General features: G+C 64.6%; 18 protein-coding genes. 6 read left to right on the forward strand and 12 right to left on the reverse strand.

The annotated features are described in order from the left end of the window. Window positions 1-101 precede the first annotated feature (101 nt). Together S4A8_RS06165 and S4A8_RS06170 are read left to right on the forward strand one after the other, a co-directional pair. A complete protein-coding gene (locus S4A8_RS06165; RefSeq protein WP_353219458.1) occupies window positions 102-3,245 on the forward strand; it encodes an insulinase family protein in 3,144 nt (1,047 codons plus the stop codon). 4 nt (window positions 3,246-3,249) lie between these two features. Further along, a complete protein-coding gene (locus tag S4A8_RS06170) occupies window positions 3,250-4,368 on the forward strand; it encodes an OmpA family protein (protein WP_353219459.1) in 1,119 nt (372 codons plus the stop codon). A 188-nt stretch (window positions 4,369-4,556) separates the two neighbouring features. Here the strand turns inward: S4A8_RS06170 and S4A8_RS06175 are convergent, their stop codons facing one another. After that, on the reverse strand, window positions 4,557-4,880 hold the full coding sequence (locus S4A8_RS06175; RefSeq protein WP_353177368.1) for a hypothetical protein: 324 nt from the start codon (window positions 4,878-4,880) through the stop codon (window positions 4,557-4,559). Between the two features lie 102 nt (window positions 4,881-4,982). On the opposite strand from S4A8_RS06175, the gene S4A8_RS06180 reads away from it, so the two are divergent. Continuing rightward, window positions 4,983-5,303, forward strand: a complete 321-nt coding sequence (locus tag S4A8_RS06180; RefSeq protein ID WP_353177369.1) for a putative signal transducing protein — start codon at window positions 4,983-4,985, stop codon at window positions 5,301-5,303. 13 nt (window positions 5,304-5,316) lie between these two features. Further along, a complete protein-coding gene (locus tag S4A8_RS06185; protein ID WP_353219460.1) occupies window positions 5,317-5,763 on the forward strand; it encodes a tRNA (cytidine(34)-2'-O)-methyltransferase in 447 nt (148 codons plus the stop codon). Here the strand turns inward: S4A8_RS06185 and S4A8_RS06190 are convergent. The 7 genes from S4A8_RS06190 to S4A8_RS06220 form a co-directional block, all read right to left on the reverse strand. Continuing rightward, entirely contained in the window at window positions 5,756-5,956 is a 201-nt protein-coding gene (locus tag S4A8_RS06190) for a hypothetical protein (protein ID WP_353219461.1), read from the reverse strand. The genes S4A8_RS06185 and S4A8_RS06190 overlap by 8 nt on opposite strands. A 152-nt stretch (window positions 5,957-6,108) precedes the next feature. After that, the gene (locus S4A8_RS06195; protein WP_353177374.1) at window positions 6,109-6,369 is read right to left on the reverse strand and encodes a hypothetical protein; all 261 of its coding nucleotides are present in this window, start codon (window positions 6,367-6,369) and stop codon (window positions 6,109-6,111) included. Between the two features lie 143 nt (window positions 6,370-6,512). Further along, window positions 6,513-7,208 (reverse strand): HAD family hydrolase, encoded by a 696-nt coding sequence (locus S4A8_RS06200; protein WP_353219462.1) that lies wholly within the window; start codon window positions 7,206-7,208, stop codon window positions 6,513-6,515. Then, a complete protein-coding gene (locus S4A8_RS06205; protein ID WP_353177376.1) occupies window positions 7,208-7,828 on the reverse strand; it encodes a CDP-alcohol phosphatidyltransferase family protein in 621 nt (206 codons plus the stop codon). The genes S4A8_RS06200 and S4A8_RS06205 overlap by 1 nt, the downstream gene beginning before the upstream one ends. A gap of 82 nt (window positions 7,829-7,910) precedes the next feature. Next, window positions 7,911-8,933, reverse strand: coding sequence for an NAD(P)H-dependent glycerol-3-phosphate dehydrogenase (locus S4A8_RS06210; protein ID WP_353219463.1), 1,023 nt, complete (start codon window positions 8,931-8,933; stop codon window positions 7,911-7,913). 6 nt (window positions 8,934-8,939) lie between these two features. Further along, on the reverse strand, window positions 8,940-9,434 hold the full coding sequence (secB, locus tag S4A8_RS06215) for a protein-export chaperone SecB (protein ID WP_353219464.1): 495 nt from the start codon (window positions 9,432-9,434) through the stop codon (window positions 8,940-8,942). Window positions 9,435-9,477: 43 nt separating this feature from the next. Then, window positions 9,478-9,909: a rhodanese-like domain-containing protein gene (locus S4A8_RS06220; protein WP_353219465.1), complete on the reverse strand. Its 432-nt coding sequence runs from the start codon at window positions 9,907-9,909 to the stop codon at window positions 9,478-9,480. Window positions 9,910-10,094: 185 nt separating this feature from the next. On the opposite strand from S4A8_RS06220, the gene S4A8_RS06225 reads away from it, so the two are divergent. Then, window positions 10,095-11,252 carry a murein hydrolase activator EnvC family protein gene (locus tag S4A8_RS06225; RefSeq protein ID WP_353177384.1) on the forward strand — a complete coding sequence of 386 codons (1,158 nt, stop codon included), beginning with the start codon at window positions 10,095-10,097 and terminating at the stop codon, window positions 11,250-11,252. 122 nt (window positions 11,253-11,374) lie between these two features. Then, the gene (locus tag S4A8_RS06230; protein WP_353219466.1) at window positions 11,375-12,721 is read left to right on the forward strand and encodes a S41 family peptidase; all 1,347 of its coding nucleotides are present in this window, start codon (window positions 11,375-11,377) and stop codon (window positions 12,719-12,721) included. Window positions 12,722-12,742: 21 nt separating this feature from the next. On the opposite strand, the gene S4A8_RS06235 is transcribed toward S4A8_RS06230, so the two are convergent. Genes S4A8_RS06235 through S4A8_RS06250 form a run of 4 tightly spaced genes read right to left on the reverse strand, consistent with a single transcriptional unit; the run spans window position 12,743 to window position 16,086 of the window. Continuing rightward, on the reverse strand, window positions 12,743-13,324 hold the full coding sequence (locus tag S4A8_RS06235) for a GNAT family N-acetyltransferase (RefSeq protein WP_353219467.1): 582 nt from the start codon (window positions 13,322-13,324) through the stop codon (window positions 12,743-12,745). A gap of 4 nt (window positions 13,325-13,328) precedes the next feature. Further along, window positions 13,329-13,829: a GNAT family N-acetyltransferase gene (locus S4A8_RS06240; RefSeq protein WP_353219468.1), complete on the reverse strand. Its 501-nt coding sequence runs from the start codon at window positions 13,827-13,829 to the stop codon at window positions 13,329-13,331. A gap of 11 nt (window positions 13,830-13,840) precedes the next feature. Further along, window positions 13,841-15,460 carry a ubiquinone biosynthesis regulatory protein kinase UbiB gene (gene ubiB, locus S4A8_RS06245; RefSeq protein ID WP_502950710.1) on the reverse strand — a complete coding sequence of 540 codons (1,620 nt, stop codon included), beginning with the start codon at window positions 15,458-15,460 and terminating at the stop codon, window positions 13,841-13,843. Then, complete coding sequence (locus S4A8_RS06250) at window positions 15,460-16,086, reverse strand: ubiquinone biosynthesis accessory factor UbiJ (RefSeq protein ID WP_353219470.1); 627 nt, start codon at window positions 16,084-16,086, stop codon at window positions 15,460-15,462. The genes ubiB and S4A8_RS06250 overlap by 1 nt, the downstream gene beginning before the upstream one ends. Window positions 16,087-16,103: the final 17 nt, after the last annotated feature.

Here is a 16,103-nt window from a genome sequence, read left to right on the forward strand (position 1 = left end):
CGCTGCTGACCTGACGACGTTCGGATGCCAGCGCCCAGGCACCCTGATAAGCTCGCGGCAGCGCGCTCGCGCAGCATCTGGCTCATAAGGACTGACTCTTCATGCGGATACGATTCCTGCTCTGCCTGACGTTGGCGACCGCTGGCCTGCTCGCTGGCTGTGACAATGGCAATGCCGGCGACTCGAGCGACGAGGCCAACGTGTTCGAACGTGCCTGGACCCGAATCGAGAATAGCTTCTCATCGGGTACGCCGTCAGCCCCGCAGCCGAAAATCGATGCGGCAGACACGAAATCGGCGCAAGACACCCCCGCCGACGCCCCCGTACAACCCGCGGCCGAGGCCGAACAAGCGACCGCCAAGACAGCGCCGCAAACACCGCCACCCGCTACCACCGAGCAGGCGGCCCCGGCGCCACCCGACGCGCCGACGCAGCCCGCCGAGGACAACGCAGCGTCCCCCACCCAGGCAACGGCTGACGAAACCCCGGCCAACCAGAGCAAAGACGCCACGGGCCAGGCCAGTATCGATATCCCGCCGGTGGATATCCCCTACAAGAAATACGTGCTCGACAACGGCCTGACGCTGATCGTGCATAGCGATCACAAGACGCCGATCGTGGCGGTCAATATCTGGTATCACGTCGGCTCCAAGAACGAAGCCGAGGGCCAGCACGGTTTCGCGCATCTGTTCGAACACCTGATGTTCCAAGGCAGCGAGCACTGGCAAGGCGAATATTTCGAGCCTTTCGAGCGGGCCGGCGCGACCGACATGAACGGCACCACCAACGCCGATCGCACCAACTATTTCGCCAGTGTGCCCACCTCGGCGCTCGACATGGCGCTGTGGATGGAATCCGATCGCATGGGCCATTTCCTGGGTGCAATCGACCAGAACCTGCTCGAAGAACAGCGCGGCGTCGTGCTCAACGAAAAACGCCAGGGCGAAAACCAGCCGTACGGACGCGTGTTCGACACCATTCCGCCGAACACCTACCCGGCCGGCCACCCCTATTCCTGGTCGACGATCGGCTCCGAAGCCGATCTCAACGCGGCCTCGCTGGAAGACGTCAAGCAGTGGTTCAAAACCTATTACGGCCCGTCCAACGCCGTACTGGTACTGGCCGGCGATATCGAACCGGAAGCCGCCAAGGCCAAGGTCGAACAGTATTTCGGCAGCATCGAACCCGGCCCGCCGGTATCCCAGCAAAAGCGCTGGGTCGCACAGATGACCGGCGAGCACCGCCAGGTGATGTACGACCGCGTGCCGCAGCCGCGTATCTACAAGGTCTGGAATATTCCGCCGGCGGGCGCGCCCGATACCACGCGTCTGCAGATCGCCGCCGATCTGCTGGCCGGCTCCAAGAACAGCCCGCTCTACAAGAGCCTGGTCTACGACAAGCAGATCGCCACCGACGTATCCGCTTTCGTCTGGGACAAGGAAATCGGTTCGCAATTCATCGTCAGCGCCACCGCACGCCCGGGCGTGAGTCTGGATGAAATCGAAACCATGCTCGATGCGCGCCTGCGCGCGTTCGTCCAGAACGGCCCGCCGCAGGACGCGGTCGAACGTGCCCGGGCACGCTTTGGCGCCTCGTTCATTCGCGGCGTGGAAAGCGTGGGCGGTATCGGCGGCAAGGCCGATATCCTGGCCCAGGGCGAGATCTACGAAAACGATCCGGGCGCCTACAAGCAGGAACTCGATATCCTGCGCAAGGCCACGCCCGACGACATCCGCATGGCGGCCTCGCGCTGGCTGACCGACGGTGTGTACGTGCTCTCGGTCGAGCCCTTCGGTGATCGCAAGGCCAGCGGCGAAGATGTCGACCGCCAGCAGCTGCCGGATATCGGCGATACGCCGGCCCTGGATCTGCCCGACGTCCAGCACGCCACCCTATCCAACGGCCTGAAGATCCGACTGGCCGAGCGCCACAGCACGCCGATGGTGGAAATGCGCATGGTCTTCGACGCCGGCTATGCGGGCGATCCGGCCGATGCACCGGGCACCGCCAGCCTGACCATGGCCATGCTCGACGAAGGCACCAACAGCCGCGATGCGCTGGCCATCAGCGTCGACCTCGACCGGCTCGGCGCGGAACTGGGCACCAGTACCTCCCTGGATTCGGCCACGTTGAGCCTGTCCACGCTGACCTCCACGCTCGATCAATCGCTGGATATCTATGCCGATGTGCTGCGTAACGCCGCGTTTCCGGCCAACGAGTTCGATCGTCTGCAAAAACAGCGCCTGGCCAGTATCGCCCAGGAAAAACGCCAGCCCACGAGCCTGGCCCTGCGCACGCTCGGCCCGCTGCTCTACGGCAAGGACCACGCCTACGGCATCCCGCTGACCGGCAGTGGCACGCGCGCGGCGATCGAACAACTGAAGGTCGACGATATACGCCGCTTCGCCCACACCTGGCTGCGCCCGGACAACGCCACGCTCGTGGTCGTGGGCGATACCACCATGGCCGAGCTCAAGCCCATGCTCGAAGCGCATCTGGGCGACTGGAAGGCGGCCAGTGACACGCCGCTGCCGACAAAACGTCTGCCCGAGATCACCCCGCCCGACGCGACGCATATCTATCTGGTCGACCGTCCCGGCAGCAATCAGGCCACGGTGATCGCCGGCAATGTCGCGCCGCCCAAATCCAGCGATCAGGAGATCGCCATGGAAACGGTCAACGCGGTACTCGGCGGCATGTTCAATTCGCGCCTGAACCTGAACCTGCGCGAAGACAAGCACTGGTCGTACGGCGCGCGCAGCCTGCTCATGGACGCGCGCGCACAGCAACCGTTCGTGGCCTACGCCGCCGTGCAGATCGACAAGACCGCGCCGGCCATGCAGGAAATGCGTCAGGAGCTTACCGGCGTGCGCGACGCCCGCCCGATCAGCGAAAGCGAACTCTCGGCCGCGCGGGCCAATCTTACCCGCAGCCTGCCGGGCGAGAACGAAACCGCTTCGGCGCTGGCCTCGACGCTGACCGACTCGGTCGTGTTCAATCTGCCGGATGATTATTATGAGGACTATGTGCGCCGTATCCGCGCGCTCGATGACCCGGCGTTAGCGGATGCAGCCAAGGCAATGATCGATAGCGACGGGCTTACCTGGGTGGTGGTCGGCGATCTCGATCAGATCGAAACCGCCATTCGCGGGCTCGGATGGGGTAAAGTCCGGATCGTGGACCCGACGACACTGGAAATGTCGGGCGCCGATGATGTCCAGGGGGATGGGGACAAGGATGAATAGGCTGATGTGGAGTCGCTTGACCGCGATGCTGGTGCTGGCTGTCTGCGCCACGCAGGCGCTGGCCGCCGTCGAACGCGAAGACATCATCGTACTGGGCGCGGACGGGCTGCACTTCACCAGCTACAAGACGCTGCGTTCGGATCTTGCCGAGCGCGTGCTCTATCTGGGCCCGGACGAAGCGCCGGGCGATGCCGTGTTCATCGTGCCGGCGGATTACGAGTCCACCCCGCTCGACGACGGGGGCACGCGGCTGCACTTCAAAAGTGGCAGTTTCGCGCTGATGAATACCGGCGCCTTCGATGCCGAAGTCGAACGCAACGACAACAACGTCTACGTCTTCAACAGCTGGGACGGGGTCACGCGCGAGGACGGCCATCTGGGCAAATGGAATGCCCCCGACGATTTCGCCTCGTTTTCCTATACCTGGGTGCTGCCGCGCAATATCGATATCCTCGCCTACGAGGCCAACCGCCAGGGCACCTGGGAAAAACGCGAAAACACGCTCAACTGGACCGGCAAACAGGTCAACGATATCGCGTTCACGATCCGTTACCGGGTAAACCCGACACAGGGCAGCACGACCGTTGCCGAAGCACCGGCGGCCAAGCGCCGTCCAAGCACCGCACAGCCGGCCCAGCCGCCACGCGCACGCCCGAACCCGGCGCCGGTCCAGCTCGAAACCGCGCCATCGCGCAGTTTCGACAACACGCCGGTGCAACTGCCGGAGCCCTCGGCCGAGTCCGAGGCACCGAGCCAGCCGCCGACCGCGACCGTAGCGGATGCGTCCTCGCGTAGCGTGGAACTCATGAACGTGGTCGAGCTCGATAACGGCCGGCCGCAGGTCACCGGCGAGGGCCAGCGCGTATTACGCCGGTTAGCGGGTGCGCTGGCCAGCGACCGGGTACAGCAGGTGATCATCCATGGCCCGTCGTTCACCGACAGCCGGGATACCGGCGGCTCGGTGGCCCAGGCGGCCCGCGTATCCGACTTCCTCGCCGCGCACGGCGTACCCGATGACAAGATCGACATCCGTGCCGGCGAGCGCGCCGACGATGCCGATGGGCAGCGCGTACAGATCAGCGTGGCGCCCGGCGTTCTGCTCGACGAGTTTTCGCCGAACTAAGCCGGCAACATCGCCGCGCGATCGCTACGCGCGGCGATGTTCGTATTGGCACCCGTCGTGCACGTGCTACGACGGCGCAGAGCGGCAGCGGTGCCACGCCACGCCGAACCCCGCAAGGACAACCACGAAAAAAGCCGGCCTCTACAAAGAGACCGGCTTTCGCGAACACGGCGGGTCAGACGATTGAATCAGCGCTCGGGGCTGTTTTCCTGGAAATTGCCCAACGGGCGTACGAAGGTATATTTGCCCGGCTCCTTGACCAGCCGGTCGGCGGCATCGCCCGCATTCATACCCAGCAGGGAAAACGGCAGCGAGACAACGAACAGACCGGTACCCACCACGGTGGCCGCCAGACTCACGGGGCGAACGAGCAGCGCATCCACGCCCATGGCAGCTGCAGACGGTTTGCCGGGCTCGGCATAATCATCAATGGCGGCCGCCGGATTGGCGAGGCCGAGACCCAGCGCAGCCACGACAACAATCAGCGCACGGCGCGCAGAGAAAACGCTCATGATCCAAACCCCCATCACAATCAGTCGGATCACATTAGCAAAGCCGGCGCCCAAGTCAATTAATGTCGCGCGACCGGCAGCTGCGGCCCGACGAACGGCCCCATGAGCGCGCGTGAAGTCTATCTGGCCGCTGACCCGGTCAACGCGGAAATCGCCAAGGACGTACTCGTCAATCACGGCATTGCCGCGCATGTGCGCAGCCAGCATCTATGGGGCGGCATGGGCGAGCTGCCCGCCAACGTCTATCCCAGCGTCTGGGTGGATCAAGGCCGCGACTACGATGCCGCCCGCGCGCTCATTCGCGCCTTCGAACGCGGCACGCTCAACGACGGCCGCCCCTGGCAATGCCCGAGCTGCGGCGAATACCTCGCTGCCCAGTTTCAGCAATGCTGGAACTGCGAAACCCTGAAACCGACCGACTGAATACCGCGCCCGTATGCATATCGTCCTGCACCAGCCCGAAATCCCGCCCAACACCGGTAACGTGATTCGCCTGTGCGTGAACGTCGGCGCGACCCTGCATCTGATCCACCCGCTGGGTTTTGCCATCGACGACAAGCATATGCGCCGCGCGGGCCTGGATTACCGCGAACGCGCCATCATCCACGAATGGGACGACTTCGACGCCTGGCGTACGGCCTATCCGCAAACACGGGTATTCGCTGCGACCAAACGCGGCAACACCCGCTACGATGCCATTTCCTATCGCGACGACGATGCCCTGCTGTTCGGCTGCGAAACGCGCGGGCTGCCGCGCGCGCTCGTAGAACGCGCCGACGCGGCAATCTATCTGCCCATGCGCCCGGACAATCGCAGCCTCAATCTATCCAACAGCGTGGCGGTGGTTGCCTTCGAGGCCTGGCGACAACTTGGCTTCAGCTGAATCCGAGCAAACCCGCACGCGATAGCAGCTGAACCACGGCGAGCAGGATGATACAGGCCAGAACCGGAACGACGAGCGCGCCAATCATGAATGTACGCAGCACCAGCGCGCAGGCCAGCGCCATGCCCAGATAAGCACCAAACAGGCCCAGGCCCAGATAGGCTTGGCCGAGATAAGCCAGCGGAACGCTCACTAGGGAATCTCTGCACAACCTATCGTGGTCGCGCCGGCGTGCTTTGCGCGTGGCTGGCAAGGAGAGGTAGGCGTAGCGTGCTGGTTGCACGGTGCGTCTGCCTCGACGCCGACCAGGCGCGCGCAAAGCCCCGACCCCGAAGGGGTTCGGCCTCAAATGCGCCGCGACTGCGTTCCCGAGCTTGACCTGCCAATCAGGCAGGCGCTGCGCTCGGACGCCTTGTCGCAACGCATTTGAGGACTCGAACGCGAACCGCGAGAGGTTATGCAGAGATTCCCTAGCAAGGCAATGAACGCGGCGCCGAATGAGTCGTTGCTCGCGCCGAACACACTGGCCGAAACCTTGACCGGCAGGATCGCCGTCAGGAAAAACGCAACCGCGACGACGGCGAGCGAATCAGAATGGAATTGCATGTTTGAGCTGTTCCAAAAAGGCGACGGGGCAACGCTGCTACGCGGCAGAACACGAGCGCATCCTGCCGGCTTTGCAGCCGCGAACCGCGACGCGCAAGTATACCGCCGCGCACCGCTGTGCCGGCGTTATTTGTACAGCCGTTTCAGTAGCGCGATTCGCCTTCGTGGGCGTCGGGCTTGCCCGGGGCGGTCATGCGGTCGAGCAGCACTTCCCAGCCTGCGCCCTGGGCTTCTTCGCTCAGGCGCTTGTCCGGCTGGACCGCGACCGCCTCCTCGACCACACGAAACAGATGCGCATCGGTAATCGAGTCGCCAAAGGCCACCGCGCCGGCCAGCGGCAGGCCGGTCTGTTCGGCCAGCGCCTGCGCGGCATCGATCTTGGTGGGCCCATAGGGATGACGGATCGGCGGCGCGCCGGTATAAAGCGCCGCGCGGCTCGCGCACAGCGAGGCATGGCTGTAGTCCACGCCCAGGGCGTCGGCAAGTGCATCGGCAATGAACTGCGGCGTGCCCGACAGCAAGGCCACCCGATCGCCGGCGGCCTGATGCATGCGCAGGCGCTCGACCGCCGGCGCATACAGCGCCGGCATGAGCCGCTCGGCCACGAAATCGCGGGCAAGCGCGGCGATTTCGGCCTTGCCCCGCCCGCTCAGATAGGCCTTGTTCTTCTGCATGACATGGCGCCCGTAACGCGGGAAATACCGCACACAGAACCAGACAAAGGCGAGCAGCTGGCGCGGGCCCAGCGCACCGCGGTCCCACAGGTAGCGCGCGAAGCGCGCTTCCGAGCTGGAACCGGGCACGAGCGTGCCGTCGATATCGAACAACACCAGGCGCATCAGGCCCGCCCTGCCGGCGCGCCCGGGCGCTCGTTGACACAGAATTCGATGATCACCGGCAAACCGCGGGCAACACAGATCGCGGCCGACGCCCAGGCCAGCACCAGCCCCACGCCCACACAGAACCAGCCATAGTCGGCCCAGAAATCCATGGCGAGGAATGGGAACGGCTGCCAGAACAGAATCCAGGCAAAGGTCACGGCCTTGAGCACGGCATAGAAACCACGCATGAAGCGCCCGGCGACCAGAAAACGCCCGATCGGCGACTGCATCATGTCGAAAGCGGCCGTGCCCGAGGCCGCGCCCTTGCTGCGGATGGCGTCGACGAGATTACCGCGAATGATGAACAGCAGCGGAATCCATACGCCAATGAAACCCAGATGGGCGAGCACGACCCAGAGCACGGTTTCCACGATTCGATCGATGGCGATATCGAAGGTCGCGCCGAACAGCGATTCCTCGTTGTACTTGCGTGCCACCCAGCCATCGACGCCATCGAGGGCAATGATGAGCACGGTCAGCGGCGCGTTGATCAGCTGCAGCGTGGGCACGCCGGAATAAATAATCCCGAGCAGCACGAAAAGCAGCAGAAAACGGCCGAAAGTTACCCAGTTCGCCATGGCGCGGTCGTCTTTTGAATGGTTCTTGGTGCGGTCGTCAAACACGCAGCGGCGGGACAAAGCCACCGCCGACTGTCATATTTTAGTCTTTTTCGGACCGAAAAGGTCGATCCGTCAATGTACGCACCGCATCGCGCGGCGCGACATCCTCGTGGAGCACGCGAAATGCCTGGGTCGCGATCGGCATTTCCACGCCCAGCTGCTGGGCAATGCGATAGACCTCACGCGCCACGCGCACGCCTTCCACGACCTGCTGGATTTCGCGCTGCGCGCCTTCCACATCATTGCCGGCCGCCAGGGCCAGGCCCATGCGACGGTTGCGCGACTGATCGTCGGTACAGGTCAGAAGCAGATCGCCCAAACCGGCCATGCCGGTGAAGGTGGTGCGCTCGCCGCCCATCTTCTCGCCCAGGCGCATCATTTCCGACAGACCGCGGGTAATCAGCAGTGCGCGGGCGTTGGCGCCGTAGCCGAGCCCGTCGGAGATACCCACCGCGATCGCGAGCACGTTCTTGACCGCGCCGCCCACGCCGACACCGATGACGTCACGGCTGGTATAGACACGGAACACGCCGTCGTGAAACGCACCGGCCATATCGCGGGCAAAGGCATCGTCGGTGGAGGCGATAGTGACGGCCGTAGGCATGCCCTGGCCGACTTCGCCGGCAAAGCTCGGCCCGGACAGTACCGCCGTGACCCGGTCCGCGCCCAGCACTTCGGCGGCGACCTGGTTGGGCAGCAGGGCCGATTCCGGCTCCAGGCCCTTGGTGGCCCAGATCACCCGCCGCTGTTCGCCCAGCAGGGGCGCGAGCCGCTCCAGCGTTTCACGCAGCGCGTGACTCGGCACCACCACCAGCACATCGTCGGCCGTACCGACTGCCTCGGCCATATCGGCTTCGGGGGTGAGCGAGTCGGGCAGCGCACAGCCGGGCAGATAGCGCTTGTTTTCGCGATCGGCCGCCATCGCGGCGATGGCATCCGTATCGCGCGCCCACAGGGGCACGCGGTTGCCGTTGCGGGCCAGCTGAATCGCCAGGGCCGTGCCCCACGAGCCTGCCCCCAATACGGCGATACAGCGATCGGTCTTTTCGCCCGCGGCACTCATGATGCGTTAATGCGTGGCGTCGCCGACGTTGGTCGGGCTGCCGTCGTTACGCTGGTGCTGGGCATAGAGACGGTCGAAATTGACCGGCTGCAGCAGAAAATGCGGAAAACCCGCGCGCTGAACCATGTCGCCCACGCTCTCGCGAATATAGGGAAACAGGATGGAGGGGCAGTACGCGCCCAGCAGATGGCCACGCTCGGCATCGTCGTCGAAGCCGTCGATCTGGAACACGCCAGCCTGCTGCACCTCGACGATATAGGCCGTGCGCTCGGCCTGCTTGGCGGTGACCGTCACCGTCAGCGTGACCTGATGGGTTTCCCGGCTGAGGTTTTCGATACGCGTGTTCAGGTCGACATTGACCTCGGGCTGATATTGCTCGGTGAACACGCGCGGACCGTCGGGCACCTCGATGGATGCATCACGGATATAGATCTTCTGCAGCGCGACCTGGCGCTGGGCCTGGCCGTTTTCGCTGGCCTGCTGGCCGTTGTCTTCTGCCATTTCGCCTCCTCGTTGTCTGGAATCGCTGTCGCGCGGCGTCGCGCTACTTGCTGGTCACCGGCATGCCGTCGCCCTGCCAGGCATTGATACCGCCCTTGAGTGCATAGGCGCGCGTATAGCCGAGCTTACGCAGCTTCGCGACCGCCTGGGGCGCGACGTTGCCGATACCGCAGTAGCAGATGATGGTGCGATCGGTGTTCTTGCTGATTTCCTTGGCCCGTTCCTCGATGCCGGCCATGGGCACATGCTTGGCGTTGAGGATATGGCTTTTCTTGAAATCCGCGGCCGAGCGCGTATCCACCACGATCGCATCCTCGGTATTCATCAACCGAACCGCCTCGTTGGCCGGAATCGGCTTGTGCCCCTTGACCGTGCGCAGCGCTTCGTTGACCGCCAGCGCGATCAGCGCCAGCACCAGCGCACTCCACAGATAGGGGTGATTGGTGATGAAGTCCTGTATCTGCTCCAGATTCATGGCGTGTACGGTCCAAATCGGCCCGCGCGGGCCGGTGAATTCACGATCGAGAAATGCGCAGACTGCGCGTTGCGCCGCGATTATTGCATACCGGGCATGCCGCTCGCCGACAACACGTGCCATAGCGGCCGCGACAGGGGCACACCGGGCATGACGATCCGGCGCTTGGGCCATACACTAGCGCCATGCGCGTTGTTGTTTTTGCCGGCCTCTGCCTGCTCGCTTTCGGCGTGGCCAGCCCTGCACTGGCCCAGAGCGACGACGCGCGCTCGCAACACGCCCGCGCCGAGCTGGATGCGTTGCGCGATCGTATCGATACCGTGCGCCAGCAGATCGCCCAGGACAAAAGCCAGCGCAGCGATCTGTCCAAACAGCTGACCCAGGCCGAGGCCGATATCAGTGCCGCATCCAAACGCCTGCGCGAACTCGACGACGCGATCGCCAATGCGCGCAAGCGCGTGGCCGAACTGACCCGGCGCCGCGATCGCGAGCGCGAAAAACTCGGCGACCAGCTCGCCGGCCTGCGCGAACAGGTACGCGCCGCCCATGCCAGCGGTCAGATGGACAAGATGCGCCTGCTGTTGTCCGGCCAGTCGCCGGAAAAGCTCGGTCGCATGCTGGTCTACTACGAATATTTCGCCAATGCACGCAGCGAACAGGTCACCGCCCTGCGCAGCGCGCTGGCCGATCTGGCCGTACGCCAGAACGCGCTGGAAAACGAACAGACCGAGCTGGCCCGCCAGCGCGCGGCACGCCAGGACACGCTGGCCAGCCTCAAGGCCAATCAGGCCCAGCGCGAACAGGCAATCGCCGCGCTCGACCGCCAGCTATCCGGCAAGCAGGCGAGCCTGTCCGAAATGCGAGCCGACGAGCAACGCCTGCGCAGTCTCATGGGCCGGCTGCGTACGCAGCTGTCCGATCTGCCGCCCGAACCTGCCGACGACACGCCCTTCGGCCAGCTCAAGGGCCGCATGCAGCCGCCGGTCAGCGGCCCCGTGCTCGCCCGCTTCGGCACGGCCAAGGCCGGCGGGCCGCTCAAATGGCAGGGCGAATGGCTGGGGGCCGATGCTGGCACGCCGGTACGCGCGGTCGCCGCCGGGCGGGTGGTGTATGTCGGTTATATGCATCGCTACGGGCTAATCGTGGTCATCGATCACGGCAACGACTACTACACGCTCTACGGCCACGCCGAGAGCACCTATGTGGAAGTCGGCGACCGCGTGGAACGCGGTCAGGCGGTGGCCAAGGCCGGCCATAGCGGCGGCCATACCCAGAATGGCGCCTATTTCGAGTTGCGCCGCGGACGTACGCCGATCAATCCGGCCAGTTGGCTGGCCGGCTAACCGCATCGGAAAACGGCCGCGATATGCTATCTTTTCGACTGCATTATTCCCGCATCAGTCGTTGATTATCGGCGCGTTATTGCGCGCGTGCGGGTGGGGCCGTCCCAGGGGAGTCAGGATTCATGCGATCGAAAACCCGCAGCTCGTTGCTGATTGCGCTGGGCGTGGTCATCGGCGTGATCGTGAGCGTTGCCCAGGGCGGGCTGGCCGAGCGCAGCGACGCCAGCAATGCCGAAAACGCCGAGGCCCAGGGCGAGGGCCAGGGCCTGCCACTCGACGAACTGCGTACGTTCGTCGAAATCCTCAACCGCGTTAAACAGGGCTATGTCGAGGACGTCTCCGACCAGACCCTGCTGGAAAACTCCATTCGCGGCATGCTCGACGGCCTGGACCCGCATTCGGCGTATCTGAACGCCGAAGAGTTCAAGGAAATCTCGATCTCGACCTCGGGCAAGTTCGGCGGCCTGGGGATCGAGGTGCAGATGTCCAACGGCTTCGTGAAGGTCGTCGCCCCCATCGACGACACGCCGGCCAGCAAGGCCAACATCCAGGCCGGCGATCTGATCATCCGTATCGACGATCAGGCGGTCAAAGGCATGAGCCTGATGGACGCGGTCAAGGCCATGCGCGGCGATGCCGGCAGCGAAGTCACCCTCACCATCCTGCGCGAACAGCGCGACGAGCCGTTCAAGGTGACCCTGGAACGCGCCGTCATCCGGGTCGAGAGCGTGAAGTCGCGCATGCTCGATCGCGGCTATGGCTATGTACGTATCACCCAGTTTTCCAGCCAGACCGGCGACAGCCTGCAGCGCGAACTCGCCGATCTCAAGGACGAGGCGAACGGGCCGCTGCGCGGTATCGTGCTCGACCTGCGCAACAACCCCGGCGGGGTGCTCAGTTCGGCCGTGGATGTAGCCGACACCTTCATCAACAGCGGCGATATCGTGTCCATTCGCGGGCGTGCGCCCAATACCGATCAGCAGTTCACCGCCACGCCGGGCGACATGCTCGACGGCGCGCCGATCGTGGTGCTGGTCAACGAAGGCTCGGCTTCGGCCTCGGAAATCGTGGCCGGCGCGCTCCAGGACGACAACCGCGCGGTGATCATGGGCAATCGCACCTTCGGCAAGGGCTCGGTGCAGACCATCGTGCCGCTCGCCAACGGCGCGGCCCTGAAGCTCACCACGGCGCGCTATTACACGCCCAGCGGGCGTTCGATCCAGGCCGAGGGCATCGAACCGGACGTGGGCATTCAGAACGTCAACGTAACCGCCGCCGAATCCAGCGAGGTCACGCCGTTCTCCGAAGCGGATCTCGCCGGTGCGCTGTCCAACGACACCGCCGATAGCAAGCGGGTGCCCGGCCCGTCCGACGAGGCCACCAGCAGCGCCGATCTCGCGCAGACGGATTACCCGCTCTACGAGGCCCTGAACCTGCTCAAGGGCCTGCATATTCTGCGTAATCGGTAACGAGTGCGCCGCCGGGCGCGGTCAGGCGTAGGCGGCCAGGCGAGAACGCAGGTTCGCGCGTACGGCCGGCCATTCGGCGGCGATGATGGAATACACCGCGGTATCGCGCAGCGTACCGTCGGCACGGATCCGGTGGTTTCGCAACAGTCCATCCTGCTTGGCGCCGAGGGCCTCGATCGCACGCCGCGACGCGATATTCAGACTGTGGGTGCGAAACGCCGCCGCGATGGCATCGTTCTCGTCGAACAGCGTCGACAACAACAGATACTTGCTTTCGCTGTTGACCGCCGTGCCACGAACGCGTGCGGCATACCAGGTGAAGCCGATCAGGGCACGCCGATTGACTGCATCCACGCCATAAAAACGCGTGGTGCCCACGATGTCACCGCTGCGTTCACGCACCACGAAGGCCCGCTGATCGCTCGCCGCCAGGGCCGTTTCGACATAGCGGCGCATCTGTTGCGGGCTGGGCACATCGGCCACCCAGAGCCGCCAGGCCTCGCCATCGCGCACGGCCGCACACAAGGCATCGACATGATCGCGCACGAGCGGTTCGAGCATGACATGCCGGCCACGACGTTCGATCGCGGGTAACCAGGTCATCGCGTCATACCTCGGGCAGATTGCGTAACCAACGCATTTCGACATGGGTTTTCGTGCGCCCGGTTTCCTGGAAATTCAGCCGGCGGTAGAACGCCAGAGCGCGCGTATTGCTGCAAAACACCTTGAGCGTCACCGCCATGTCCCGGGCAGCCGCCTGCGATTGCAGATGGCGCAGCACGCGCGTGCCGATGCCCTGCCCGCGCATCTCGGCACGCAGCACGATATTGGCCAAATGCAGCGATCGAGGCCGAAGTTGGGTCTGGATATAGCCCGCCGCGCAGCGCTCGCCGGCATCACGCTGCATGATGACCAGCGGCCCGAGTGCGGCGAAAAGCTTGTCGAAGTCGCGTGCCTGCCACTCGGCATCCCAGCCCCACAGCGTCTCGATATGTTCGCGATAGGCCGCGACCTGCCAGCGATAGAGAATCGGCTTGTCGAGCGCATCCGCCGCTCGCAGCCAGAGCCGATCGTCGACCGGCCCGGGCTCGAGCGCCGATGCACGCATGCGCTAGCGCGCTAGCCGCGCGAGGCCTGTACCCAGCAACCGAACCCGGCCAGCGCGCCGACGATGCCGACCCAGACCGGCGCCGGTGGATAGATCACCAGCAACACGCCGGAGACCACCAGCCCCGTGCCCACCACTGTCCAGCGCATGGCCCGGCGCGCGCTGCGCAGTTCCTGGGTGATATCGGTGAGCGCGCGTTCGAGTTCGCGGGCAGCCGGGTTGGTGCCCTCGTCCAGGCGCTTCATGAGCGTGGGCAGCATGCGTGGCAGGCTGTCCATGATCTGTGGCAGCTGGTTTTTCAGCCGTTCGCCGGCCACGCGGGGGCTGGCGCGATTGCGCATCCATTGCTCGAGCACCGGCTTGGCCGTGGCCCACAGATCCAGCTGCGGGTAGAGATCGCGGCCCAGACCTTCGACATTGAGCACGGTCTTTTGCAGCAGCACCAGCTGCGGCTGGACCTGATAGCGATAGCGCCGCGCGATCTTGAACAGGCGTACCAGAAACAGGCCGAAGGAAATCTCGGCCAGCGGTTTGTTCATGATCGGCTCGGAGACGGTCCGAATCGCGCCTTCGAATTCCTCGATGCTGGTATCGGCCGGCATCCAGCCCGATTCCACGTGCAGCTCGGCGATCTTGCGATAGTCCTGGTTGAAAAAGGCCAGGAAGTTCTCGGCCAGATAGCGCTGATCGTCCGCGGTCAGCGAACCGACGATGCCGAAGTCCAGGCCGACATAGCGCGGCCGATGCGGTACTTCGGGCTGCACCAGGATATTGCCGGGGTGCATGTCGGCATGAAAGAAGTTGTCGCGAAAGACCTGCTTGAAGAAGATTTCGACGCCGCGCTCGGCGAGCACCTTGAAATCCACGCCGGCGGCTTTGAGCGTATCGACATCGTCGATCGGCACGCCGTGCATATGTTCCATGACCAGCACGCTTTCGGTGCTGTAGTCGAAATGGATCTCCGGGTGCACGATCAGATCGGAACCGGCCCAGTTACGTCCCAGCTGGCTGGCGTTGGCACCCTCGCGCATCAGGTCCAGTTCGTCGGTGATGATGCGATCGTATTCGGCCACGATCTCGACGGGTCTCAGCCGCTTGGCCTCGGGATGAAAACGCGCGGCCAGGCCGGCCAGCCGGTAAAGCACGGCTACGTCGCGTTCGATGCGCTCGTGCACATCCGGGCGCAGCACCTTGACCACCACCGAACGGCCCTCGGCTTCGCCTTCGCGAGCGTGCAGACGTGCCCGATGCACCTGCGCGATCGAGGCCGCCGCCATGGGCTCGGTTTCGAAATATTCGAAGAATCGATCCAGCGAATGCCCGTAGGCGGATTCGATCAGCCGCCGGGCCTCGGCGCCCTCGAACGGCGGTACCTCGTCCTGGAGCTTGGCCAGTTCCTCGGCCATGCCGTCCGGCAACAGATCGCGGCGCGTGGATAGCGTCTGGCCGAATTTGACGAAGACCGGCCCGAGTTCTTCCAGGGCCAGACGCAGGCGCACATTCAATGGCTCGTCGAAATCGCGCGGCTTGCCCAGCAACCAGGTCGGCGCGGTATCGCCGGCGAGTTCGCCCAGCCCGTACCGGCGCGCGGTCCGGATGATTTCGAGCATGCGCCGGCTGCGATCGAACATCATGGCTTGCCCTGGCTCAAACGTGTCACACGTACCGAAAGCCGTTCGGTGTCGTCGCGCAGGGTTTCGATCTCGGTCACGAACTTCTCGTGCTCAAAGGGCCCGATTACGTCGCGGGTTTCCTCGCGCAGATATTCGGCGGTCTGTTCCGGCAATTCGCGGGCCGCGCGCGAAAAAAGCGCCCGTGCCTGTTTGATGCCCTGACCAACGAAATAGGCCGGCACCGGCCCCAGCCGCGCGTCGATGATATCGGTGATATCGAAATCCACGCTGGCGAACAGATCGGCAAAGCGCTGGGCCACACCCACGTCGCCTTCGATACGCAGACCGCCGCCGGTAATACCTTCGCGCCCGCCGGAAAACACGATCCGCCCGAAGGCAGCGGCAGTGCCGGTCAGACAGACATCGGCCTGGGTTTGCGGCGCACCGCGCAGCTGCATGCCGTGGCGTTCGGCCACGAACACCAGCCGCAGGCCCAGATCGGCAAAGCGCAGTTCAAGCGAACGCCCGGCCAGTTCGGCGCAGTGTTCCAGCGCGCGGGCATCGCTGCCGAGATAACGATTGAGCGCGATTTCGGCCGCGCCCAGCGCAGGCGTGGGCAGACTCCGCAGGGCAGTTTCCGTCATGGCAGATCCGGGCGTAG

Source organism: Salinisphaera sp. S4-8 (assembly GCF_040361235.1).
Lineage (GTDB): Bacteria > Pseudomonadota > Gammaproteobacteria > Nevskiales > Salinisphaeraceae > Salinisphaera.

Excerpts from the sequence above, each read along its gene's own strand:
- S4A8_RS06165 (WP_353219458.1), top strand. The coding sequence starts at position 102 with ATGCGGATACGATTCCTGCTCTGCCTGACGTTGGCGACCGCTGGCCTG.
- S4A8_RS06170 (WP_353219459.1), top strand. The coding sequence starts at position 3,250 with ATGTGGAGTCGCTTGACCGCGATGCTGGTGCTGGCTGTCTGCGCCACG.
- S4A8_RS06175 (WP_353177368.1), bottom strand. The coding sequence starts at position 4,880 with ATGAGCGTTTTCTCTGCGCGCCGTGCGCTGATTGTTGTCGTGGCTGCG.
- S4A8_RS06180 (WP_353177369.1), top strand. The coding sequence starts at position 4,983 with ATGAGCGCGCGTGAAGTCTATCTGGCCGCTGACCCGGTCAACGCGGAA.
- S4A8_RS06185 (WP_353219460.1), top strand. The coding sequence starts at position 5,317 with ATGCATATCGTCCTGCACCAGCCCGAAATCCCGCCCAACACCGGTAAC.
- S4A8_RS06195 (WP_353177374.1), bottom strand. The coding sequence starts at position 6,369 with ATGCAATTCCATTCTGATTCGCTCGCCGTCGTCGCGGTTGCGTTTTTC.
- S4A8_RS06200 (WP_353219462.1), bottom strand. The coding sequence starts at position 7,208 with ATGCGCCTGGTGTTGTTCGATATCGACGGCACGCTCGTGCCCGGTTCC.
- S4A8_RS06205 (WP_353177376.1), bottom strand. The coding sequence starts at position 7,828 with ATGGCGAACTGGGTAACTTTCGGCCGTTTTCTGCTGCTTTTCGTGCTG.
- S4A8_RS06210 (WP_353219463.1), bottom strand. The coding sequence starts at position 8,933 with ATGAGTGCCGCGGGCGAAAAGACCGATCGCTGTATCGCCGTATTGGGG.
- secB (WP_353219464.1), bottom strand. The coding sequence starts at position 9,434 with ATGGCAGAAGACAACGGCCAGCAGGCCAGCGAAAACGGCCAGGCCCAG.
- S4A8_RS06220 (WP_353219465.1), bottom strand. The coding sequence starts at position 9,909 with ATGAATCTGGAGCAGATACAGGACTTCATCACCAATCACCCCTATCTG.
- S4A8_RS06225 (WP_353177384.1), top strand. The coding sequence starts at position 10,095 with ATGCGCGTTGTTGTTTTTGCCGGCCTCTGCCTGCTCGCTTTCGGCGTG.
- S4A8_RS06230 (WP_353219466.1), top strand. The coding sequence starts at position 11,375 with ATGCGATCGAAAACCCGCAGCTCGTTGCTGATTGCGCTGGGCGTGGTC.
- S4A8_RS06235 (WP_353219467.1), bottom strand. The coding sequence starts at position 13,324 with ATGACCTGGTTACCCGCGATCGAACGTCGTGGCCGGCATGTCATGCTC.
- S4A8_RS06240 (WP_353219468.1), bottom strand. The coding sequence starts at position 13,829 with ATGCGTGCATCGGCGCTCGAGCCCGGGCCGGTCGACGATCGGCTCTGG.
- ubiB (WP_502950710.1), bottom strand. The coding sequence starts at position 15,460 with ATGTTCGATCGCAGCCGGCGCATGCTCGAAATCATCCGGACCGCGCGC.
- S4A8_RS06250 (WP_353219470.1), bottom strand. The coding sequence starts at position 16,086 with ATGACGGAAACTGCCCTGCGGAGTCTGCCCACGCCTGCGCTGGGCGCG.